This window comes from Candidatus Accumulibacter propinquus, from assembly GCF_056856495.1.
In genome coordinates, this window is the sequence record NZ_JBSEHC010000001.1 from 81,299 (window position 1) to 101,085 (window position 19,787).

The window sequence follows — 19,787 nt, forward strand, 5'->3', positions numbered from 1 at the left end:
AACCACATACGGGTGATATTCATGGCTACAGCGTACAAGACTCCAGGCGTTTACATCGAGGAAATTCCAAAATTCCCGCCGTCCATTGCCCCGGTTGCGACCGCGATTCCAGCGTTCATCGGCTATACCCGGAAGGCCGAGAACCGCACGGCAGCAGATCTGCACCTGAAGCCGACGCGTATCTCCTCGATGATCGAGTACGAAAAATACTTTGGCGGCGCGCAATCCGAGGAGGCCATCAGCGTGACGGTCGCCGTAACCCAGGTGAACGGTGCGACGACGGATCAGCGGGCCGTGGCCAGCCTGAGCGAAGCGGCGCGTTCAAAACACATCATGTTTTACGCGCTGCAAGTGTATTTCGCCAATGGCGGTGGTCCGTGTTATGTCGTCTCTGTCAACCCCTATACGGCGCTGCCGGGAACTCCCCTGCTTGCCGACCTGACGGCGGGTCTGAATACTCTGGTCAAGGCCGACGAACCCACATTGATTGTGTTTCCGGAAGCGCAGTCCTTGTCGATCGCCGATTTCAAGGCGCTGCACGACGCCGCGTTGCAACAGTGCGCCGACCTGCAGGACCGTTTTGTGATCATGGACGTCCATGGGGGTGTGGATGGCGTCACCCCGATTTCCCTCTCCGACCCGGATGCGAACCTGCTGGCTGCGATCGGCAATTTCAGGGACGACGGTATCGGTACGAACAACCTCAAATATGGTGCGGCCTACGCACCAAACGTGGAAACCGTGCTGGACTTCGCGTATGACGAATCCAGCACCGACGTCAGCGTCGTCACCAATGGCGTCGCGGCCGCGGCAGTGGCACTGAACACCTTGAATGGCACGCAGAATCAGGTCTATGAACTGGCCAAGGCGGCGATCCGCGACTTCCCCTGCAAATTGCCGCCATCGTCGGCGATCGCCGGGATCTATGCTGCCGTCGATAACAGCCGCGGGGTCTGGAAAGCACCCGCCAATGTCAGCGTGAACGCCGTCATCCAGCCAACGATCCAGATGTCGAACAGGGATCAGGAAACCATCAACGTTGACGTGACGGCAGGCAAGTCGGTGAACGCCATTCGTTCATTCACCGGCAAGGGTCCGCTGGTGTGGGGTGCGCGCACCCTTGCCGGCAATGACAACGAATGGCGTTATGTCAGCGTTCGGCGTTTTTTCATCTTTGTCGAGGAGTCGGTCAAGAAGGCCACCGAGCAGTTCGTGTTCGAGCCCAATGATGCCAACACCTGGGTCAAAATCCAGGCGATGATCGAAAATTTCCTGACCACCTTGTGGCGTCAGGGGGCTCTGCAGGGAGTCAAGCCGGAACACGCGTTTTACGTCGCTGTCGGCCTGGGCAAGACCATGACCGCGCTGGATATCCTCGAAGGACGCCTGATTATCGAAATCGGCATGGCGGCGGTGCGGCCGGCCGAGTTCATCATCCTCAGATTCTCGCACAAGATGGCCGAGTCATGATGCCTGGCCGAGAGATCGGGTCCTAACGTTCCACAGTCGTCAGTATTCAACTTTCCAGGATTACTATCATGGCACAAGAATATCCGATTCCCCGCTTCCATTTCCAGGTTGATTGGGGTGGTGCGAAAATAAGTTTCACCGAGGTCACAGGCCTGGTCATGGAACGAGAAAAAATCGAGTATCGACATAGCGACAGCAAGGATTTCAACAAGATCGCCATGCCCGGTCTGATCAAGAACAACAATATCACCCTGAAACGTGGCAAGTTCGAAGGGGATTTCGATTATAACAAGTGGCTGGAAGACATCGCCAATGAACGCGTCGACGGTCGCCGCGACGTGGTCATCCGACTACTCAATGAAAAGCATACACCGGTCGCGGCGTGGGCGGCAACGCGTTGTTTTCCTGTCAAGATCACTGCTCCTGACCTGAAGTCGGACGCCAATGAGATTGCCGTGGAGAGTATCGAGATCGCGCACGAAGGTCTCAAGCTGATGAAGATCTGACGGGGTCGGCGCCGCATGGCTGATTATTACCCGCCGTGGGGGTTCTACTACAAAGTGGAGTTCGGCATTAGCAAGGATGTCAACGATGCCCGGTTTCAGTCGGTTTCCGGTTTATCGGTCGAATACGATTACGAGAGTTTCAAGGAAGGCGGCGAAAACCGCTTCGAGCACAAGTTGCCGGTGCGCACCAAGTACGCCGACATGGTGTTGAAGCGGGGCATGCTGAGCGATTCTTCGGTGATCAAGTGGTTCCTGGATGCTTTTCGTGATCGGCAGTTCACTCCGGCAGACATTAATGTCGTCCTGATGAACGAACGGGGTGAACCCTTGCGAACGTGGAAGATTGCCCATGCGATCCCCAAGAAGTGGCTGGTGAGTGACCTGAATGCCAACGAAAGCAGCGTCGTGATTGAAACGATGGAACTGACCTACCGCTATTTCACTGTCCAATGAGTCCATCCGCTTGTGGCGAGGTTGACGCGCGGCGTAATGGCTTACTCAACCGACCTGTTCTGCCCATTTTTTGGAAAGCCGGGAGCTGATGCCCATCGAAATAAAGGAGTTGCATATCTCGATTGCCGTGAATGGGCCGCCCGGAGCCGCAGGGCAGACCACGCCGGTAGTTGATGCACAAGGCGTCGGCGGGGCCGACCGGGAGGCCCTGGTGGCCGAGTGTGTGGAACAGGTGTTGCAGATCCTCAGGAACAAGAGCGAAAGATAATGGCGGAATCCGGCAAACTTGAAAAGATGCTCATTCTGGCGTTTTCCGATTCCCGGAAGGCGGAGAGCGGCGGTCTGGCCGAAGCGGACGATTCTTTCGAAGCGCTGATCAATCCCGAGAGTTACACGCAGGAGTACAAAATCAAATTCTCCGAATCCGGGCAAGGCCAGGGTACCAGCGGCAAGCAGTTGAAGTACGAGTATACCCAGCCCGAGGAGATGACTTTCGAGTTTCTCTTCGACAACACCGGAATCATTGACGGAAAACCACGCGATTCGGTTGCCGACGATTTGAAGCTGTTCAAGCAGGTGTTGATAGAATACAAGGGAGATTCGCACGAACCACGCCACTTCAAACTGGTGTGGGGACAGAACTCCATTTTCAAGGGGCGTGTCACCGAAGTCAGCATCACCTACAAGATGTTCAAGAGTGACGGAACGCCCATTCGTGCGCTTGCCAAAGCGAAGTTCAGGAGCAGTATCGAGGAGCAAAAGCGTGCGGCCAGGGAGAACAAGAGTTCACCGGACCTGACACACGTTCGCCGGGTCAAGAGAGGGGATACACTGCCGCAACTGTGTTATCGCATCTACGGTGATCCCAGATATTACATCCAGGTGGCGGAATTCAATGCACTCGAGAATTTTCGCGTACTCAGGCCGGGCAGTGACCTGACCTTTCCACCGCTGGAAAAGGCGACGCGTTGAGGTGAGCAACGAATCCACCATTCCCACGCCGGCGACGCCTGATGTCTGCACGTTGACGGTCCTGGTTGAGGGGCAAGAGATCAGCAGTGAATTTCACGTCTTGTCGCTTTCGATCAGCCGCGAATTGAACCGGATTCCGGCCGCAACGCTGCAGATACAGGATGGCGATGCGGCCAAGGGGACGTTCGCGGTCAGCGATACGGACAGCTTCGTGCCGGGGAAAGGAATTGAAATCCAGTTGGGGTATCGCTCGAACAACGAAACGGTATTCAAGGGAATCGTCGTCAAACAGGCGATCAGCATACGCAAGGGTGGCAATGTTCTGACTGTCGAATGCCGGCATGAGGCGGTGAGGATGACCAGCGGGGCCAGGAGCCGTTATTTTGTCGACCAGAAGGACAGCGATGTCATGGAGGAAGTGATCGGCTTTTACGGGTTGCAGAAATCCGTCGAGTCGACCCTCCCCGACCTGAAGGAAGTGGTTCAGTATGACACCAGCGACTGGGATTTCCTGCTCTGTCGGGCCGAGGCGAATGGCCAGGTCGTGCTGGTGGAAGATGACAAGGTCAGTGTCGGCAAACCGCTGACGGCAGCCACGGCCGTGCTCAAGATTGCTTATGGCGCGACGGTACTCGAACTGGACGCGGAAATCGACGCCAGATGGCAAAGCAAAGGCATTACCGCGAGCAGCTGGAATGCCAGCGACCAGGTCGTAATCAGCGCCGACGCGAAAGAGCCGAAGGCGATGCACAGCGGCAATCTCGCGGCCGCCGACCTGGCCGCCGTGGCCGGCAGCGACCCGCTGGAACTCTGGCACGGCGGCAAACTCGGCGAGCCCGAACTGCAGGCGTGGGCCGATGCCCGGCTGCTGCGTGAGCGTTTGGCGAAAGTGCGTGGCCGCGCCACATTTCAGGGTTTCTCCGGAGTCGCGCCGGGCAGGATCGTCGAGATCACCGGGATTGGCGCGCGGTTTGCCGGTGAAATGTACGTTTCCGGCGTTCGCCATCGTCTGTCCGGCGGCAATTGGGAAACCGACGTCCAATTCGGTTTGAGTACCGAAGGCTTTGCTGAAACCTACAATCTCCGTCCCCTCCCGGCGGCCGGCTTGTTACCGGCCGTCTGCGGGCTGCAGATCGGCGTCGTTACGGCGCTGGAGAACGACCCTGCGGGGGAAGACCGGATCAAGGTCCGCATGCCGCTGATCAGCAGCAGCGAGGACGGCATCTGGGCACGCCTCGTCACGCTCGACGCGGGCAAGCAGCGGGGCACGTATTTTCGGCCGGAAATCGGTGACGAAGTGGTTGTCGGATTTCTGAATGACGACCCACGTCACCCGGTGGTGCTCGGGATGTGTCATAGCAGCGCCAAACCTGCTCCCGAAGCCGCCAAGGATGACAACCACCTCAAGGGCTACGTCAGTCGCGAGAAACTGCGCCTGAACTTTGATGACCAGAAGAAGATCATCGGCCTGGAAACGCCGGGAGGCAACAAGCTTACCCTCTCAGAGGATGCTAAAGGGATATCCCTGGAAGACCAGAATGGCAACCGGATTACCCTGGACGACAGTGGCATCACGATCGAGAGTGTCAAGGATCTTTCCGTGAAGGCCAGCAAGGATCTGAAGCTGCAGGGCACCAACACGGAGCTCAAGGCGACGGCGGCCTTCAAGGCGTCGGGCAGCAGCAGCGCCGAGATATCGAGCCCGAGCACGAGCATCAAGGGCAGTGCCACGACGGTCATACAGGGTGGCATGGTCCAGATCAACTAGCCATCGCGGCGTCGGGTGTCGTGGGCTGGCGTGTTGCCGGGCCACGCGTTTTCCAACTGGAGCACTGGCAGAAGCACTGGCAGAAAGTATCGGCAAAGGAAACCAGAACATGCCCGCAGCAGCCCGGATTACCGACATGATCGTCAGCACGGCGACGCTTGGTGTCCCCGTCCCCATCATTCCGCCCGGCGCCCCGACGGTGTTGATCGGAGGCTTGCCGGCGGCACGCCTGGGAGATTCCTGCGGCGCCGATGTCATCATCAAGGGGTCGGCGACGGTGCTCATCGGTGGCATGCCGGCTGCCCGGGTGGGCGACTCGACGGCTGGCGGCGGGGCGGTCATGCCTCCCGGCGCCCTGCAGGTCAATATTGGGGGGTGAGCAGCGATGAAGCAGGACTTTCTCGGTCGTGGCTGGTCTTTCCCGCCTGAATTTGTGGCCGACAGGGCGGCAGTAAGAATGCTCGAGGAGGAGGCCGACATAGCCTCCAGCCTCGAAATCCTGCTCGGCACGGCGCAAGGCGAGCGCCTTCTGCAGCCTCTGTACGGTTGCAATCTGGACGAACTGCTATTTGAATCGCTGGATACCCGCATGAAGACGCTGATGGCCGACAAGGTCGAGTCCGCGATCCTCTACAACGAACCACGCATCAGCCTGGAGAGGGTCAAGCTGGACGACAGTCAGGAGTTGCAGGGACTGGTGTTGATCGAGGTGGTCTACCGGGTGAAGTCGACCAATTCCCGTTTCAACTTCGTCTACCCGTATTACAAACTGGAGGGCACCGATATCAACCTCTCGACCACCGTCAACCTCCTGCCGGACAGCGCCTGAATCATGGCTACCTCGACCGATTGCCAGCAGAACCAGGATCCCCTCAAGCTGATCCGCGAAGGGACGAGCCAGAACCAGCGGCTGCCGGTCGCGCTGGATCCGGGCTACGCGCCGGTGGACGGGCGGACGACAGCACACGGCATGGTCTTCGCCGACAGTTATGCCGCCTTGCTGAAGTATTTTGACGCGACGAATTCCGAGGCTGGCGACTGGACGGTATTTTTCGGCAACGACGTATCGGTCCGACTGGCAGTCGTCGCCGTCGAGGATGCTGATGCCTACAAGCGCAACATCAAGTCGTATCTCGACTATCTGGACGACCGCCAGAACCGGAACGAAGGCGCGCAGCTAAGGAACCATCTGGGCTTCCTCTACAGCAGCCTGGGCACGCTGGCCCGGCAACTGGATCTCCTCAAGGAGGCCCTGCCCGCCGACATCGCCCTCAAGGGTACCCTGCAAAACCTGATCAGGAGTCAATTGGCTCCGGCATTCAGGCGCTTGATTGCGTATTACAAGGCGGGCAGCAGCCTGGCACTGGTCAATTCGGTTGCGCCGTCATCGGGGTCCACGATCCTGCGCGCCCCGGTGACGACATTCGCGGCGGTTCTCACTGCCGGCCTGTCTACGGACTGGAGCGCCGGTCGTCCATGGGAAGCGTATGTGACCACAGTGCTTGAAGACCCGGCGGTCTACGGTGGCGCAACGGCGGATGTCTTCGTGCGCATCAATCATTGCGCAACGCATGCGCTTTTCAGATCGATTTTCGAGCAGTTCCTGAAGGTGTTTGCCCGTACCGTCAGTGAAGCCGCGCTGGCGCTGGAAGGTACCCTGAACAATTGGGACCGACACGAACCCCACTATGCATTGTTCCTGGCTTTCCTCCGTCTGTTGGAGCACCTGCGGGCGGACATCAACACCTTGACCAGACGGCATCTGGATTTCTATTACCGGGAGATCCTCCGCCTCCAGGAGAAACCTTCGGAAGCCGCGCACGCGCACCTTCTGGTGGAACTGGCCAAACATGTCGGCAGTCATCAGATCCAGGCCGGGGAGTTGTTCAAGGCCGGCAAGGACGAACTCGGGCGCGACGTCTTCTTTGCCAACGACAGGGCTTTCGTCGCCAACCAGGCGCAGGTCGCCGCGTTGAGGACGGTCTATCGCCATACTGGGGAGGCGGTGTCAGGACAAACCGCAGCATTTGACGACACAGGTCGTCTGTTTGCTTCGCCGGTGGCCGATTCGGACGATGGTCTCGGAGCAGCGCTCCCGCAGGCAGACCAGTCATGGCATCCGTTCTTCAACAAGCGGTATGTGGATGGCGCACTCGGCGACATTCGCATGCCGAAAGCGGAGGTGGGTTTCGCCATCGCCTCGCATTACCTGTCGCTGGCTGAGGGCAGCCGCACCATTACGATCGATTTCACGGTTGACGGCAACCTGTCGGGTTTCAGTGGCCAGCCTGGCGACGTGAGCTGTCTGCTCACATCGGAGAAGGAATGGCATGAGGTGGACACCGGCAAGCTGAGCCTCGCCAGGCTTGCCGACGACAAACTGCGCCTGCAGGCCGAACTGGGCGGAGAGTTTCCGGCGGTGAGATCCTACTCGGCGAAAGCACATGGCTACGGCCTGGCGACCAATCTGCCGGTGCTCCTCGTCAAGCTCCAGCACCGCGGCAACGCCTACCGCTATGCGCAGCTACAGGACCTGGTGCTGAAGCAGATCGACCTGACGGTCACTGTCTCGGGTCTCAGGACACTCGCGGTGTCCAACGATTTCGGCCCGGTCGACTCATCGAAGCCCTTCCAGCCTTTTGGAGCGTCGCCTGTGGCGGGTAACGCCTTGATCGTGGGGTCGCGAGAGGCCTTCCAGAAAACACTGAACGCGGCGTCGCTGGAGCTGAACTGGCTGGCGACACCCCTGTTGTATCCCTCCGGCGATCCGCTGCCGAGCGTCAGCCTCTTCTTCCTGAACAACGGCTTGTGGGTGGACCCGGGCATTGACCCGGTGACCGTCGATGCAACGTCAGTGCCGTTCTCGAACAACCTGGGTCTGCCGACCGTCGATGCGCCGGATTTCGCCACCAACGAGTTCTACAGCACCGACTCGCGGCATGGCTTCGCCAAACTCGAGTTGTCGGGCGATTTCGGCCAGGACGCCTACCAGACTGCGCTGTTGCGCTACCTGCGCAAGGATAGTGGTGCGTCGGACCCCGGCAAGCAGCCGCTCGGGCCGACCATGAGCAGTCTTGCCATGAGCTACACGGCGAGTCAGCGAATCGCTTTTTCCGCAGGCCCAGCTTCTGGCAAGGCGCAATACTTTCACCTCGCGCCTTTTGGCCAGGTCGAGCAGCCTGCCCATACCGACGCCCCGGTGTACCTGTTGCCGCGTTTTGCCTTTCAGTACGATAACCGGATCAGACTCAGCGAGGCCGAATTCTATGTTGGTGTTACGGGACTCGCGCCGCCGCAAAATCTTGCCCTGTTGTTCGAAGTCGCCGATGGTACGGCCAATCCGCTGGTCAAGAGACCGATGGCATCGCCCCTGGTCTTCTGGAGCTACCTCAGCAACAATGTCTGGATCGACTTCCGCGAAGACGAGGTGCAGGATGGCAGCGGTGAACTGCTGAATTCGGGCATCATCACCTTCGCCGTGCCGGCTCAGGCGACGAGCACGAACACTCTGTTGCCGGCCGGGATGTTCTGGATACGGGCTGCGGTGTCGGAGAAAAGCGACGCCGTTTGCCGCTTGCGGATGGTTGCCGCGCAGGCCGTGGCGGCGACATTCGTCGACCACGGCAACGCGCCGCGATTCGCGGCAACGACAGTGGACGCGGGAACGATCCGCAAGCTGGAGCGGCCAACCGCCGCGGTCAAGTCCCTGGTGCAACCGTTCCCCTCGTTTGGCGGTCGCAGTGCCGAACTGCCGGAAGCCTTCTACACGCGCATCAGCGAGCGCCTGCGGCACAAGGATCGGGCGATCGCCTTGTGGGACTACGAACGCCTGATCCTCGAAGCCTTTCCGCAGATCTACAAGGTCAAGTGCCTGAACCATACGCAATACGAACCCAGCGACACCGGCGAGGGTGTTTACCGCGAGATGGCTCCCGGCCATGTGACGATCGTGACCATTCCCGACCTTCGCTACAACAAGCTGCGCGATCCTTTGCGACCATATACCAGCCTGGCACTCCTGGAGAAGATCGAAGCCTTTTTGCAACAAAGGAATAGCTGCTTCGCCCGGTTGCACGTCCGCAACCCGGAGTTTGAGGAACTGCAGGTCGATTTCAGGGTTCGACTCCGCGAAGGGTTCGATGAAACGTACTACGCGAACCAACTGCGGCAGGCCATTACCCGTTTTCTGGCGCCGTGGGCATTCACGGGCAGCGGCAGCCCATCGTTCGGCGGCAGGATCTACAAGTCGGTGCTGATCAATTTTGTCGAAGAACAGCCTTGCGTCGATTATGTGACGGACTTCAAGCTTTTTCACAGGACGGTTGTCGGCAAACAGACGATCAGCGTGGAAAAGGACGAGGTGGCCGGATCCAAGGCGTTGTCGATTCTGGTTTCGGTGCCTGCCGACAAACACCAGGTCGTGGTCATCAGGACCGCCGCGGCGAACTCCCTCAACGAAACCTGTCCGTGTGACGCATGAGCCAGAAGCCGAAAACCATAGCCAGGCTGCCTACGCTGCCATTCTCGCAGGATTTCTACCAGTTGCGGCGAGCGGGCGTCGGCTTCATCGAACAGCTGGGCAGCCGCTGGTGGACCGACTACAACACGCACGATCCGGGGATCACGACCCTCGAGGCGCTGTGTTACGCGCTCACCGACCTGGCTTACCGGGCCGCCTGGGATGTCAGGGATCTGCTGGCCCCGGAGATGCCGGTTGCCGACCCGGCGAATCCCTTCCCTGGCCAGGCCTTCTTCACTGCGCGCGAGATTCTGACGGTCAACCCCACCACGCCGGATGACTTCCGGCGTCTGATGATCGACCTGGACAGCGTCCGCAACGCCTGGGTCTTCGGCAAGGAATGCGCTTGCGAAAGTGGCTACTACGCCTGGTGCGAGAAGGATGCGTTGCGCCTTGCCTATCAGCCACCGAGCGACCCAGCACGGCGGGCTACGCACGTAACGCCGTTGGGCCTATATGAAGCGCGGCTTGAACTGGCAGCGGATGTCGAACTGGGTGACCTCAACGACCGCAAGATCGAACAGAAAGTCTTCGTTGACGATGCGGACGGCATTCACCCGCTGCACATCGAATTGCGCTTCCCCGTGCAGGAACTCACCGACAGCCGTGCCTGGGCCCTGTTCCTGGGTAGTGACGAGGCGTTTGACGATGCCGACGCGGATTCGCCGAGAGTGACGCTGGGCAGGCTCGGCGCAACGAAAACCTTCGATGTGTATTCCGATCCGAGTTTGCAGGATGAGCCAGCCCGTGACGCCTACCTGCGGACGCATTGGCGCAATGTCCTCTTCCTCGACTTCGAGATCGAGTTCACCCATGTGCTTGCCGACCAGTCGACCACCACGACAAGCCTTCTGATCCGCAACGTTGCGCTGCGCGTGTTCGGCGCCGACGCCGCCAGGTCCGCGACCACGACCCAACGCCTGAAAACCTGGCTGGAAGACCGCAGTGCCGGCGGCTTCATCCCGCGTTACCGCCGGAAGGTCAAAGCGGTGATGGCCGCCGTCGATCATGCCAGGGCAGTACTCGACGCGCACCGGAGTCTGGATGAAGACTTCTGCCGCGTCGAGCCGATCGGCATCGAGGAAGTGGCCGTTTGCGCCGACGTCGAAGTGAAGGCCGATGCCGACATCGAAGCGGTGCAGGCGCGTATCTGGTTCGAAATCGAACAGTATTTCAACCCGGCGATCCGCTTTCATTCCTTGCAGGAGTTGCTTGATGCCGGCAAGCGCGTCGAGGACATCTTCAACGGTCCCGCCCTCGACAATGGCTTCATCACGGCAGAAGACCTGGCAGCGGCGTCGCTGAAATCGGTGCTGCGGACCTCGGACATCGTCAATCGCCTGATGGATATCGAAGGCGTGCTGGCGGTCAATCAGTTGTTGTTGACCAAATACGATTCAGAAGGCCAGGTGATCAAGGGCGCCGCCGATCCAGCCTGGAATGCGGCCGACGGCAAGCCCATTTTTGATGCCAACAAGGCCAGCGCGGCGTGGCTGCTGTTCGTCGGCAGGCAGCACCAGCCACGGCTGTATCGCCAGGTCTCCCGTTTCCTGTTCTACAAGGATGGCCTGCCGTTCGTGCCGCGCAGTGATGAGGCCGAGGACACCTTGAGCCAGTTGCGCGGGGAAGCCGAGCGACCGAAGAATCCGTTCGCCACTGCCGACATCGACATTCCCAAGGGTAGCTTCAGGCACCCGGAGGATTACCAGCCCCTGCAATACAGCTTCCCGCAGACCTATGGGATCGGTCTCGATGGCCTGCCTGCACATGCTTCCCGGTTGCGCCGAGCGCAAGCGAAGCAGATGAAAGCCTACCTGATGGTTTTCGAGCAGATCCTCGGCAACACTCTGGCACAACTGGGCCATACCGCCGATTTGTTCTCGCTCGATCCCGGGATCAAGCGGACTTACTTCGTGAAATCGTTCAGCGAGTCCTTGATCAGCGGCTTTGACGAGATCTCCAGGAATCTCGACCAGGCCGCCGTCGAGGCGATCACCGAGAGCGAGGAGGAGTTTCTTGAGCGTCGCAACCGCTTTCTCGACCACCTGCTCGCCCGCTTCGGCGAACAGTTCAACGACTATGCGCTGCTGCTGAGCAAGCTCGATGGCCGGCGGGTGGCTCTCGAACGCCTGATCAATGACAAGATTTCCTTCCTCAAGGCCTATCCACAGATCAGCCATGACCGTTCCAGAGCCTTCAACTACCGGTTCGAGCCTTGTTCGCCAGCCAACCGGTCGGGAATCCAGTCACGCATCAGCCTGCTGCTGGGCTATCCCGACCTGCGTTTTGCCTACCGGGTCGAACTCGTCGCCGGTCAATACCAACTGGATTTCCAGTTGCTCGACCGCAGCGCAAGGATCTGGCTGGCAGGCCACCTGGCGCTCGCCGCGGCCGATGCCGCTGCGGCCAGGGAGCTTGCTTACCGGGCGATCATCCGGCAGTTGGCGAAGCCGGATGCTTATGCGATTGTCGGGGAAGGTGGCCAGTTCCGTCTGCAGCTGAACGACCAGAAAGCAGCCGAACTGGGCCGCCACCCCGAGCTTTTTGCCTCGAAAGCCCAGGCGGGCGCGAGGCAGGGCGAGTTGCTGGCCTGGGCCGCGAACGAACGCCTGATCGTCGTCGAGCATCTGCTGCTGCGCCCGAAGTTTCCCGGCGATGCGCTTTATCCCGCCTGCACCGAGGGCGCCTGCCGGACCTGTGGCGACGAGGATCCTTATTCCTTCCGACTCACCTTCGTGATGCCGGGCTGGACGACGTCGTACAAGGACAACATGGACATGCGCCGCTTAGCCGAACGCACCATCCGGCAGGAGACGCCGGCGCATCTGGTTGGCAAGATCTGTTGGGTCGGCAACGACGGGTTCATCGAAGACGCCTGTGCCGGGGTCGTCGATGACCTGGCCGGCTTGTTGATCGCCAAAGGCGTGACAGCCGACGGCGTCGCGCCGGAGGAGAGCGACGCCTGCGTCGGCGCGAGGGCGATCTACCATCTCTTCAGCGGCGTCTTCCGCGGCTGGTATGAAAACAAGGCGCTCGATCATCAGCATGCCGATGCCCTTAGATCCAGGCTGACGGTCGAATTCGCTAGCGCGGTCAAGGCTCCCGAAGTCGGTGTGTCGATGTCGCTTGGCGATGCCCTGTGGAGCGAGATCCAGTCGCTGATGGTCGAGCACTTTCATCAGTTGGCGCTGCACGGCTGGCAGTTCGAACGCTTCGAAGCGGCCTGGCGGCGCTGGCTGAAAGTCAACGCCGCGTTTGACTGGCCCGCAGAGCGCTTGCATGCGCGCGTGGAAACGCTGCTCAAGGCCCACCTGCTCTCCATGCCCGCCGACGACAGCAGCATCTGTCGTGGTGCGGCGGCGATCCTGGGTCAGTACGGAATGTCATTTCACGCCTGGCTGGATGACAACCTGAAGCAGGGACGCGAATTGGCGGGGTTCAGCGCCTTCATTCCCGCGGCGATCAGCCTGCCCGTCGAGCTGAGTCTTGACGCCGGCGCCGCGGCAGCCATCGGAGAGATGCTCAAGGAACGTTACAACGCTTACCGGGAGGTTTCCTATCGACTCTGGATCGTTGGCAGCCTGCTCGGCAAGTTGCGCAACGTGTACCCGGGTGCAACCCTGCATGATTGCGACGAGGGCAGCGATTTCAATCCGGTGCGTCTGGACAACACCGCTCTGGGCAACTACCCGCTGCGCACCACTCTCACCTGAAACTTCTGATTACGGACCACGCCATGAAACCCGAACAAGACTCCTATCCGGTTTTTGAAGCCAACCAGGTGCTGACCAGCAGGCATTTGAATGACGGTTTCAACTATCTGGATCAGCAGGAGCGACGGACGCGCGCCCGCTTGATCGGCATCGGTATTGCCTGTGGTCTGGAGGTCAGGCCCAGCGTTGGCGGGACGACGATCGAGGTCGGAAAGGGCTGTGGCGTCACCTCGCAAGGTTATCTGATCGCCGAACCCGAAACGCTGAACCTGGTGGCGTATCGTGCCGGTTACCGCCTTCCCGACGCGCTCGATGACCCGACCTTCAAGGATGCCGGCGGCCAGCAGTACCCGCTGTGGGAACTGTTCCCGGCCGGCGAACCGGATACCGTCGGCCTGGGCAGCCGCGCCGGTTTCCTGGACGACAAGGTGCTGCTGTTGTATCTGGAACTCAAACAGCAAGGCCTGCGCAATTGCAGCCCGAACAACTGCGACGACAAGGGGTCGGAGGTCGTGGCGACCGTCCGGCGGCTGCTGATCAGGCGTGAACACCTCGATGCCGTGATCGCCGCGGCGGGCAAGCTGAGCGCAGGTCTGGGCTCCCGTGAACTGGTGGACCGGCAACTGGCACAACTCGGCCTGCCCGACCTGCGGCTGCCACGCTTCGTCTTCCCCAATGCCAATTCGGTAGCGTCGTCCGATGTTCTCTTGGCTTTCCTGAACGTCTTCCGGGAAAACCGGCTGGTGGAGGAGACCGGCAAGGCACTGACGGCGGCCTATCGGGCGTTCAAGCCCTTGTTGCAGGAGGATTACCCGGACGAACCGTTTGGCGATTTGCAGGCGAAATTCGGTTTTCTCGATCAGACGCTCGTTGCCGGTACGGCCAACAGCAGGCAGGTGCGCTTCCTGCAGTATTACTACGATCTCTTCGACGACCTGCTGCGTGCCTACGACGAGTTCCGCTGGCAGGCGGCGGGCTTGCTCTGTGCCTGTTGTCCACCCGCGGATCTCTTCCCGCGGCATCTGATGCTGGGGCCGCTGAATGCGGGCCAGCAGTCGTCAGCGGGACTCTATCGGCAGGAATGGCTGGCCTCGCCATTGCTCAGCGCCTGCGCTGAAGAGGGCAGGGCGGTCCGGCTGATGTTCCAGCGCCTCGTCGAGATGCTGCGCTCCTTCACCGAAGCGCCCCAACTCGCTGCCGGGACGAAGAAGATCATCGACGGCATCGACCCCGAAATACGTGTCACCCCCAGCGTGCGCGGCAGCGCGCCGTTGGCCGGCAGGGCGATTCCCTACTATTACCGGCACACCGGCAAACCCCCGCTCTACCAGTTGTGGAACGGCGAATGGACGCGCCGTCACCGGGCCAACCAGAACCTGGGCTATCGGGCCTACGAATACCAGCCCGCACCGCCGCCGTTTGTCTCCGAACCGCTGAGCTACGATCTCGAAGCCTACGACTTCCTGCGCATCGAAGGCCATCTCGGAAAACCTTACCGGACAGTGACCAGGACGCTGTTGCAGCTCAAGCAACTCTACCGCCTGCCGATCGCGATCGTCGCGCTGCGCACCGGGGTGTACGATGACGGACAGACTGTCGACCTGAGCCGCGAGTCGTGCCGCTTCCAGGATCTCGAAGGCTTGTACGACGCCTTGCGCGAACAACTGCTGTCGTCGCTGGCCGAAGGCGTGCGCTATCTCTACGGCATCCCCCTCGACGGTGATGAGGTGACCAAGGCCACCATGGGTTTGCCCGGCGGCACCCCGAAACTCGCCTTGCTGCAGGCCTATGCCCCCAGCTTCAAGCATGCGGCGGGCACTGTCGGGGCCTGGTACGAGAACTATCTGGGCCTGTTTCAATCGCGGCCCTACATCGATGTCGATCAGAACGCCATCGACGCCAATGCCGTGCTGCGTGTGTATTGCGAGCTGTTTGTCGGTACCGGCGATTTTCCCTTGCCGTCCCGGTATTTCGCGCATGTCGTTTCGGTGTATTACCTGAGCAGGCTCTCGGAGATTCTTCCCGCGTCCCTGAATGCACTCGCCTATGCGGATTTCGAGAACAAGTGCCAGGATCTGCTGGGTCTGATCCGCTTCTTCCGGTCCGATGCGGCGAACGCCATCGCGAAGGAACTGCAGGCCTTCATCCCGCAGGAAGAGCTGATCGACCACTTCGACCAGGTCCTGTATGCGTGCCCGCTGGGGCCGGTCAAGTCGGTGCACGACGAATATCTGAATCGTATCCGGGCGCTGAAGAAGCGGCAGTTCCTGGTGCACTTCCTCGAAGACCACCCTGGAATTGAGCACAAGGCCGGGGTTCCTTTCGGAGGCACTTTCGTCATCGTCTATCATGGTGCACCGCCGCTGTCGAAACCGGTGAACGCCTTGGCGGACGTCGGCACGCGGGCACTGGGCGAAGCCGCTCCCGCGCTGGCCGTTGACATTCCGGTGGCGACAGGCAGTGTCAGCCAGGAACTGGCGGAGGCCATCACCCGCATCAGCAGCAACGAGAATCTGGCGTCGAATCCGGACGTCCACCTGTTGCTGGGTTCCTTGCTCGGCAACAAGGTCGGCGAAGATTCCAGGGTGCCGTCGGTCAAGGACAAACTGCGTTCGCTGCTCACCGCCGCGGTGGAGGAATTGCCCGCAGGGGCGGTCATCGCCGATTTCTACCTGCCCTACCTGTGCTGTTCGGACTGCTCGCCGGTGCAATTCGTCATCCCGCAGATCCCGCCCAATTTCTCGGTGACCCTGGGGTGCACGAATCCGGCAGGCTACGCCAAGGTTGCGGTCAAACCGAAAGGCGGCTTTCCACCCTATACGGTCAAGCTGGACGATGAGAATTATCAGGGTCTGAACAGCAAACTGCTGCTGCAGGCCGGTTCGCACACGCTGCTCATCCGCGACAGCGAAGGCACCGAATCGGCGCCACAAACCGTGCTCGTTCCGCCGCACCTTGCGCTAGGCGAGCCCGCCTATACCTGCAGCGAGGACTACAGCAGCTATCAGGCATCCCTCGCCATCCGTGGCGGCCATCCTCCCTTCAGAGTCAATGGCCAGGCCATCGACGGCAACACGTACACCACGGAGTCGATCGCCAACGGCACGGCGGTGGAACTGGAGGTGCTGGATAGCCGCGAGTGCTCGGCCAGGGCCACGTTTACGCATACCTGTGTGCGACCATGCGACTTCACGCTGAGCTTCGGCTGTACCGACGCCGAAGGCTTCGCATCGGCGATCGTCACGCCCACCGGCGGCCTGCCGCCGTACACCCTCAAGATCGACGACGGGGCCTATCAGGCGCTGCCGGAGGTGCTCGCGATGAGTGCCGGCGAGCATACGCTGACCCTCCGGGACGTCGACGGGCGCGATTCGCCCACCCGGACCGTCAGCGTTGCCCAGCAACTGTCTCTCGGTGAGCCCGCATTCGTTTGCAGCGAAGACGGCGGCACCTATACCGCGACCTTGACCTGCAGTGGCGGCACACCGCCTTACACCGTCAACGGCCAGACGATTGCCGGCAAGGAGCCGATCTTCACCACGCAACCGATCGGCAGTGGCACGAGTGGCGAGGTAGAGGTCGTGGATAGCCGCGGCTGTTCAGCCAAATTCGCCTTCACCCATACCTGCAAAAAGCCTTGTGACCTGCCGTGTGCGGGCATTTCGCTTCGCCGTGGCTATCGTCTCTGGCTGCCTGAGCCTGATCCCGACAGGCCGTATACCAGTTTCGGCGTGGAAGTTCCGGCCTTCTCGTTCGAGTTCCCAGCGGGCGACAGCGTGGAACTGTCCGAAAAGGTGACCGAGATCATGCAAGTGGACGATGTTGCCCAGTTGAACGAAAAGTTTGCCGATGTGGTGGAGGGCTGGCTGGGACGCATCAACAAGCTCATCATCGAAATCACCGGCAAGCCCGACTGGTTGCGGTTGAGCTACAAGCCCGATTTGCCGGGTTTCCTGGGGACCTTGTGGATCGAGTACTTCGAATGCCTCAAGTTCGATTTCCGCATCCAGTCCTTCTTCAGACGGCTGGAGTTGTCCGAGTCCCTGGAAGCGGTCTATACGCCGGAGGGGAGTCAAGTCATGGCGTCGGGCGCTGACAAACGGGTCGCCATTCCGGCCTTCGACGGTAGCCGCTTCGACAAGTGCAATCCCGAGAACCCGCCGGAAAGGCTGTGTGCCGCCAAGCTGGACCTGAGTCTGAGTATTGACGTGTCGATCGATGGGCGGGGTGCCGCCCTGACTGTGGTTGCTGTCGGCGAGGATCGCCCGCTCAGCTATCTGTGGGAAGTGGAGGACGGCCAGCCCGCGCTTGCCAACGGTGAGTCCGGCTGGTTCGACTTCGCCAACGACGACGCCATCAGCAAGCGGGTGCGGGTGACCGCATTCACGCGCGCCGGCTGCCGGGTGACCAGCGAAAGGACGATCAGTTTCAAGGATGAGACCTAGCAAGGACTGCGGGCTGTCCCGCTGACCTCGACGGGAATCGACCCGGGCAGCGCCTGCAGGGTTCTGCCCAGGCCGGCCGGCCTGAACGACGGTCAGTTTCTGGAAGTCCCTTTTTTCACCATCAGGGCAACCCATGCCGAGCACACAGCAGCACCTCATTCGTCAGCAATTCCTGCACGTCGAACTGTTCGGGACGGAGTCCGACGGCCTCGCCTTGCAGAGGCAATTGCCCGAACTCTGCCAACTGGCGCTGCTGCCGGCCCTTGAGGCCGTCCTTGATCGGGCAGTCCCGGCGCGCGGCCACCTGCGAATCGAACGGCTGGCGGTCGATGCCGGCGTGGTGAACCTGGCGACGCTCGAACGCGATCTGGTTGCCGCCGTCACACGGGCCGTCGAGGAACAACTGCACGCGCAGCTTGGCGCGGCTACCCGCCCTGAAAGTGGCCAACCGGCCGAGGTTCGGCGCCGAACGGAAGAACAGTCGGCTGACGAGGCCTTCATTTTCTTTCTGCATACCGGCAGCCTGCCGTGGTGGTTTCGCGTACCGGCGGGCATGTCCCTTGAGCAGGCGCTGGTCACCGCCCGGCAACGCCAGAACTCGCCAGGGACAACCGCCTACAGGACCGACCTCCTCGATGCCATCGGCGCGGCCGCGGTGCGGAAACGCCTGGCCACGCAATTCTCGGACGGCTTCCTCGAAGACTTGCTGGCCGGACTGGCACCGCGCAGCCTCGATGCCATCCGCGAGGTCTTCGTGCTGCTGAAGAACTCCGCGCTGGCCGTCAGCGCGCGTCGGCGATTCGCACGGCAGCTGTGGCAGAGCGCTCTTGCCGGACTGGCGGCAGGTGAACCTTGCGCTGCGCGAGCGCTGGTCGTCGCCAGTTGGGATTCCCTGGCCCCGGACGAACGGCAAGTCTTGGGCCTGCCGGATTGGCTGGACCAGCATTGGCCCGGGGCGATCAGGATTCCCGAAGTCCGCGCCGGCGCTCCGACGGGCAGCCAATCACGCAGCAACCCTCAGCGGGCACGCGCCAGCGGTCCGTTGCTGGTGCGTGCCCCCGCCGCCGGCGAGCAGGCCACCTCCTTGCTCCCCGATACGGTTAGCGGCGACAGGGATCCCGCAGCCTCGCCGGGTCATTGCGGGCCGAGCGCAGCGCTTGCAGCCCGTCCTGCACCGGGGGAAGAGTCCGTTCCATCAGTGCCGTGCGAAGCCATACGACCCGACGCCCCTGCTGCGGTCGACCAACGTCTCGCGCGGCTGCACGCCGGCAATGCGCAGAGTGCTGAAGACGTGGGCGGCGGACAATTCCGCGCCGAAGCCGAAGCCGATGCCGGCGACAGCCGCGGACACGCCTCACTCCGCTTGCGGCAAGCGTCACTGGGCGAGTCGCAAGCATCGCGGCGGCCGGCTCCCCGGGAGCGTGCGCGAATCGACCTGACGGAAGGGGCGTACGTCGATTGCGCCGGCGTGATCCTGCTTCACCCCTTCCTGCCGCGCTTCTTCGAGGCGCTCGGCATCGCCGACGATGACCAGATCGTGCAACCCGAGCGGGCACTTTGCCTGCTGCACTTTCTCGCCAGTGGAGAAAGCGTCGCTCCGGAACCGGCGTTGCTCTTGCCCAAGCTACTGTGCAACGTGCCAGTGGAGGCGGCTGTCGAATCGGAGGTGGACTTCACGGCGGGCGAAACGGACGAAGCGATGGCCTTGCTGCAAGCCGTGATCGGCCACTGGGACGCGCTGCGCAACACCACACCGGATGGTCTGCGCGGCACCTTCCTGACGCGTCCGGGGAAGGTTTCGCAGCGCTCCGACGGCGATTACCTGTTGCAAGTGGAAAGCCAATCCTTCGACATCCTCCTCGAGCGCCTGCCGTGGGGAATCGGAGTCGTCAGGTTGCCGTGGATGGAGCGCATGCTGTGGGTCGAATGGGCGTACTGACG

At 61.2% G+C, this 19,787-nt stretch carries 12 protein-coding genes; all 12 read left to right on the top strand.

The window, feature by feature from the left end:
* Positions 1 to 21 precede the first annotated feature (21 nt).
* The 12 genes from AC15MQ_RS00370 to AC15MQ_RS00425 all read left to right on the top strand — a co-directional run bounded on the left by AC15MQ_RS00370 (position 22) and on the right by AC15MQ_RS00425 (position 19,785).
* Complete coding sequence (locus AC15MQ_RS00370) at positions 22 to 1,470, top strand: phage tail sheath family protein (protein ID WP_483079005.1); 1,449 nt, start codon at positions 22 to 24, stop codon at positions 1,468 to 1,470.
* Positions 1,471 to 1,538: 68 nt separating this feature from the next.
* Positions 1,539 to 1,976, top strand: a complete 438-nt coding sequence (locus tag AC15MQ_RS00375) for a phage tail protein (RefSeq protein WP_287652835.1) — start codon at positions 1,539 to 1,541, stop codon at positions 1,974 to 1,976.
* Positions 1,977 to 1,991: 15 nt separating this feature from the next.
* Positions 1,992 to 2,429, top strand: coding sequence for a phage tail protein (locus AC15MQ_RS00380; protein ID WP_287652833.1), 438 nt, complete (start codon positions 1,992 to 1,994; stop codon positions 2,427 to 2,429).
* Between the two features lie 88 nt (positions 2,430 to 2,517).
* Complete coding sequence (locus tag AC15MQ_RS00385) at positions 2,518 to 2,697, top strand: DUF5908 family protein (RefSeq protein ID WP_287652831.1); 180 nt, start codon at positions 2,518 to 2,520, stop codon at positions 2,695 to 2,697.
* Entirely contained in the window at positions 2,697 to 3,401 is a 705-nt protein-coding gene (locus AC15MQ_RS00390; protein ID WP_483079006.1) for a CIS tube protein, read from the top strand. The genes AC15MQ_RS00385 and AC15MQ_RS00390 overlap by 1 nt, the downstream gene beginning before the upstream one ends.
* Before the next feature lies 1 nt (position 3,402).
* Positions 3,403 to 5,169: a type VI secretion system tip protein VgrG gene (vgrG, locus tag AC15MQ_RS00395; protein WP_483079007.1), complete on the top strand. Its 1,767-nt coding sequence runs from the start codon at positions 3,403 to 3,405 to the stop codon at positions 5,167 to 5,169.
* A gap of 109 nt (positions 5,170 to 5,278) precedes the next feature.
* Positions 5,279 to 5,548: a PAAR domain-containing protein gene (locus tag AC15MQ_RS00400; protein ID WP_287665215.1), complete on the top strand. Its 270-nt coding sequence runs from the start codon at positions 5,279 to 5,281 to the stop codon at positions 5,546 to 5,548.
* A gap of 6 nt (positions 5,549 to 5,554) precedes the next feature.
* Positions 5,555 to 5,998, top strand: a complete 444-nt coding sequence (locus AC15MQ_RS00405; RefSeq protein ID WP_287665218.1) for a GPW/gp25 family protein — start codon at positions 5,555 to 5,557, stop codon at positions 5,996 to 5,998.
* Positions 5,999 to 6,001: 3 nt separating this feature from the next.
* Positions 6,002 to 9,649 (top strand): baseplate J/gp47 family protein, encoded by a 3,648-nt coding sequence (locus AC15MQ_RS00410; protein WP_483079008.1) that lies wholly within the window; start codon positions 6,002 to 6,004, stop codon positions 9,647 to 9,649.
* A complete protein-coding gene (locus AC15MQ_RS00415) occupies positions 9,646 to 13,401 on the top strand; it encodes a hypothetical protein (protein WP_483079009.1) in 3,756 nt (1,251 codons plus the stop codon). The genes AC15MQ_RS00410 and AC15MQ_RS00415 overlap by 4 nt, the downstream gene beginning before the upstream one ends.
* Before the next feature lie 23 nt (positions 13,402 to 13,424).
* Positions 13,425 to 17,846: an Ig-like domain-containing protein gene (locus AC15MQ_RS00420; protein ID WP_483079010.1), complete on the top strand. Its 4,422-nt coding sequence runs from the start codon at positions 13,425 to 13,427 to the stop codon at positions 17,844 to 17,846.
* Between the two features lie 133 nt (positions 17,847 to 17,979).
* A complete protein-coding gene (locus tag AC15MQ_RS00425) occupies positions 17,980 to 19,785 on the top strand; it encodes a contractile injection system tape measure protein (protein WP_483079011.1) in 1,806 nt (601 codons plus the stop codon).
* Positions 19,786 to 19,787 lie beyond the last annotated feature (2 nt).

Bases quoted from the DNA above. Each gene is read 5' to 3' on its own strand.
- AC15MQ_RS00425 (WP_483079011.1), top strand. From the start codon at position 17,980: ATGCCGAGCACACAGCAGCACCTCATTCGTCAGCAATTCCTGCACGTC.
- AC15MQ_RS00410 (WP_483079008.1), top strand. From the start codon at position 6,002: ATGGCTACCTCGACCGATTGCCAGCAGAACCAGGATCCCCTCAAGCTG.
- AC15MQ_RS00385 (WP_287652831.1), top strand. From the start codon at position 2,518: ATGCCCATCGAAATAAAGGAGTTGCATATCTCGATTGCCGTGAATGGG.
- AC15MQ_RS00420 (WP_483079010.1), top strand. From the start codon at position 13,425: ATGAAACCCGAACAAGACTCCTATCCGGTTTTTGAAGCCAACCAGGTG.
- AC15MQ_RS00415 (WP_483079009.1), top strand. From the start codon at position 9,646: ATGAGCCAGAAGCCGAAAACCATAGCCAGGCTGCCTACGCTGCCATTC.
- AC15MQ_RS00375 (WP_287652835.1), top strand. From the start codon at position 1,539: ATGGCACAAGAATATCCGATTCCCCGCTTCCATTTCCAGGTTGATTGG.
- AC15MQ_RS00390 (WP_483079006.1), top strand. From the start codon at position 2,697: ATGGCGGAATCCGGCAAACTTGAAAAGATGCTCATTCTGGCGTTTTCC.
- AC15MQ_RS00405 (WP_287665218.1), top strand. From the start codon at position 5,555: ATGAAGCAGGACTTTCTCGGTCGTGGCTGGTCTTTCCCGCCTGAATTT.
- AC15MQ_RS00380 (WP_287652833.1), top strand. From the start codon at position 1,992: ATGGCTGATTATTACCCGCCGTGGGGGTTCTACTACAAAGTGGAGTTC.
- AC15MQ_RS00400 (WP_287665215.1), top strand. From the start codon at position 5,279: ATGCCCGCAGCAGCCCGGATTACCGACATGATCGTCAGCACGGCGACG.
- AC15MQ_RS00370 (WP_483079005.1), top strand. From the start codon at position 22: ATGGCTACAGCGTACAAGACTCCAGGCGTTTACATCGAGGAAATTCCA.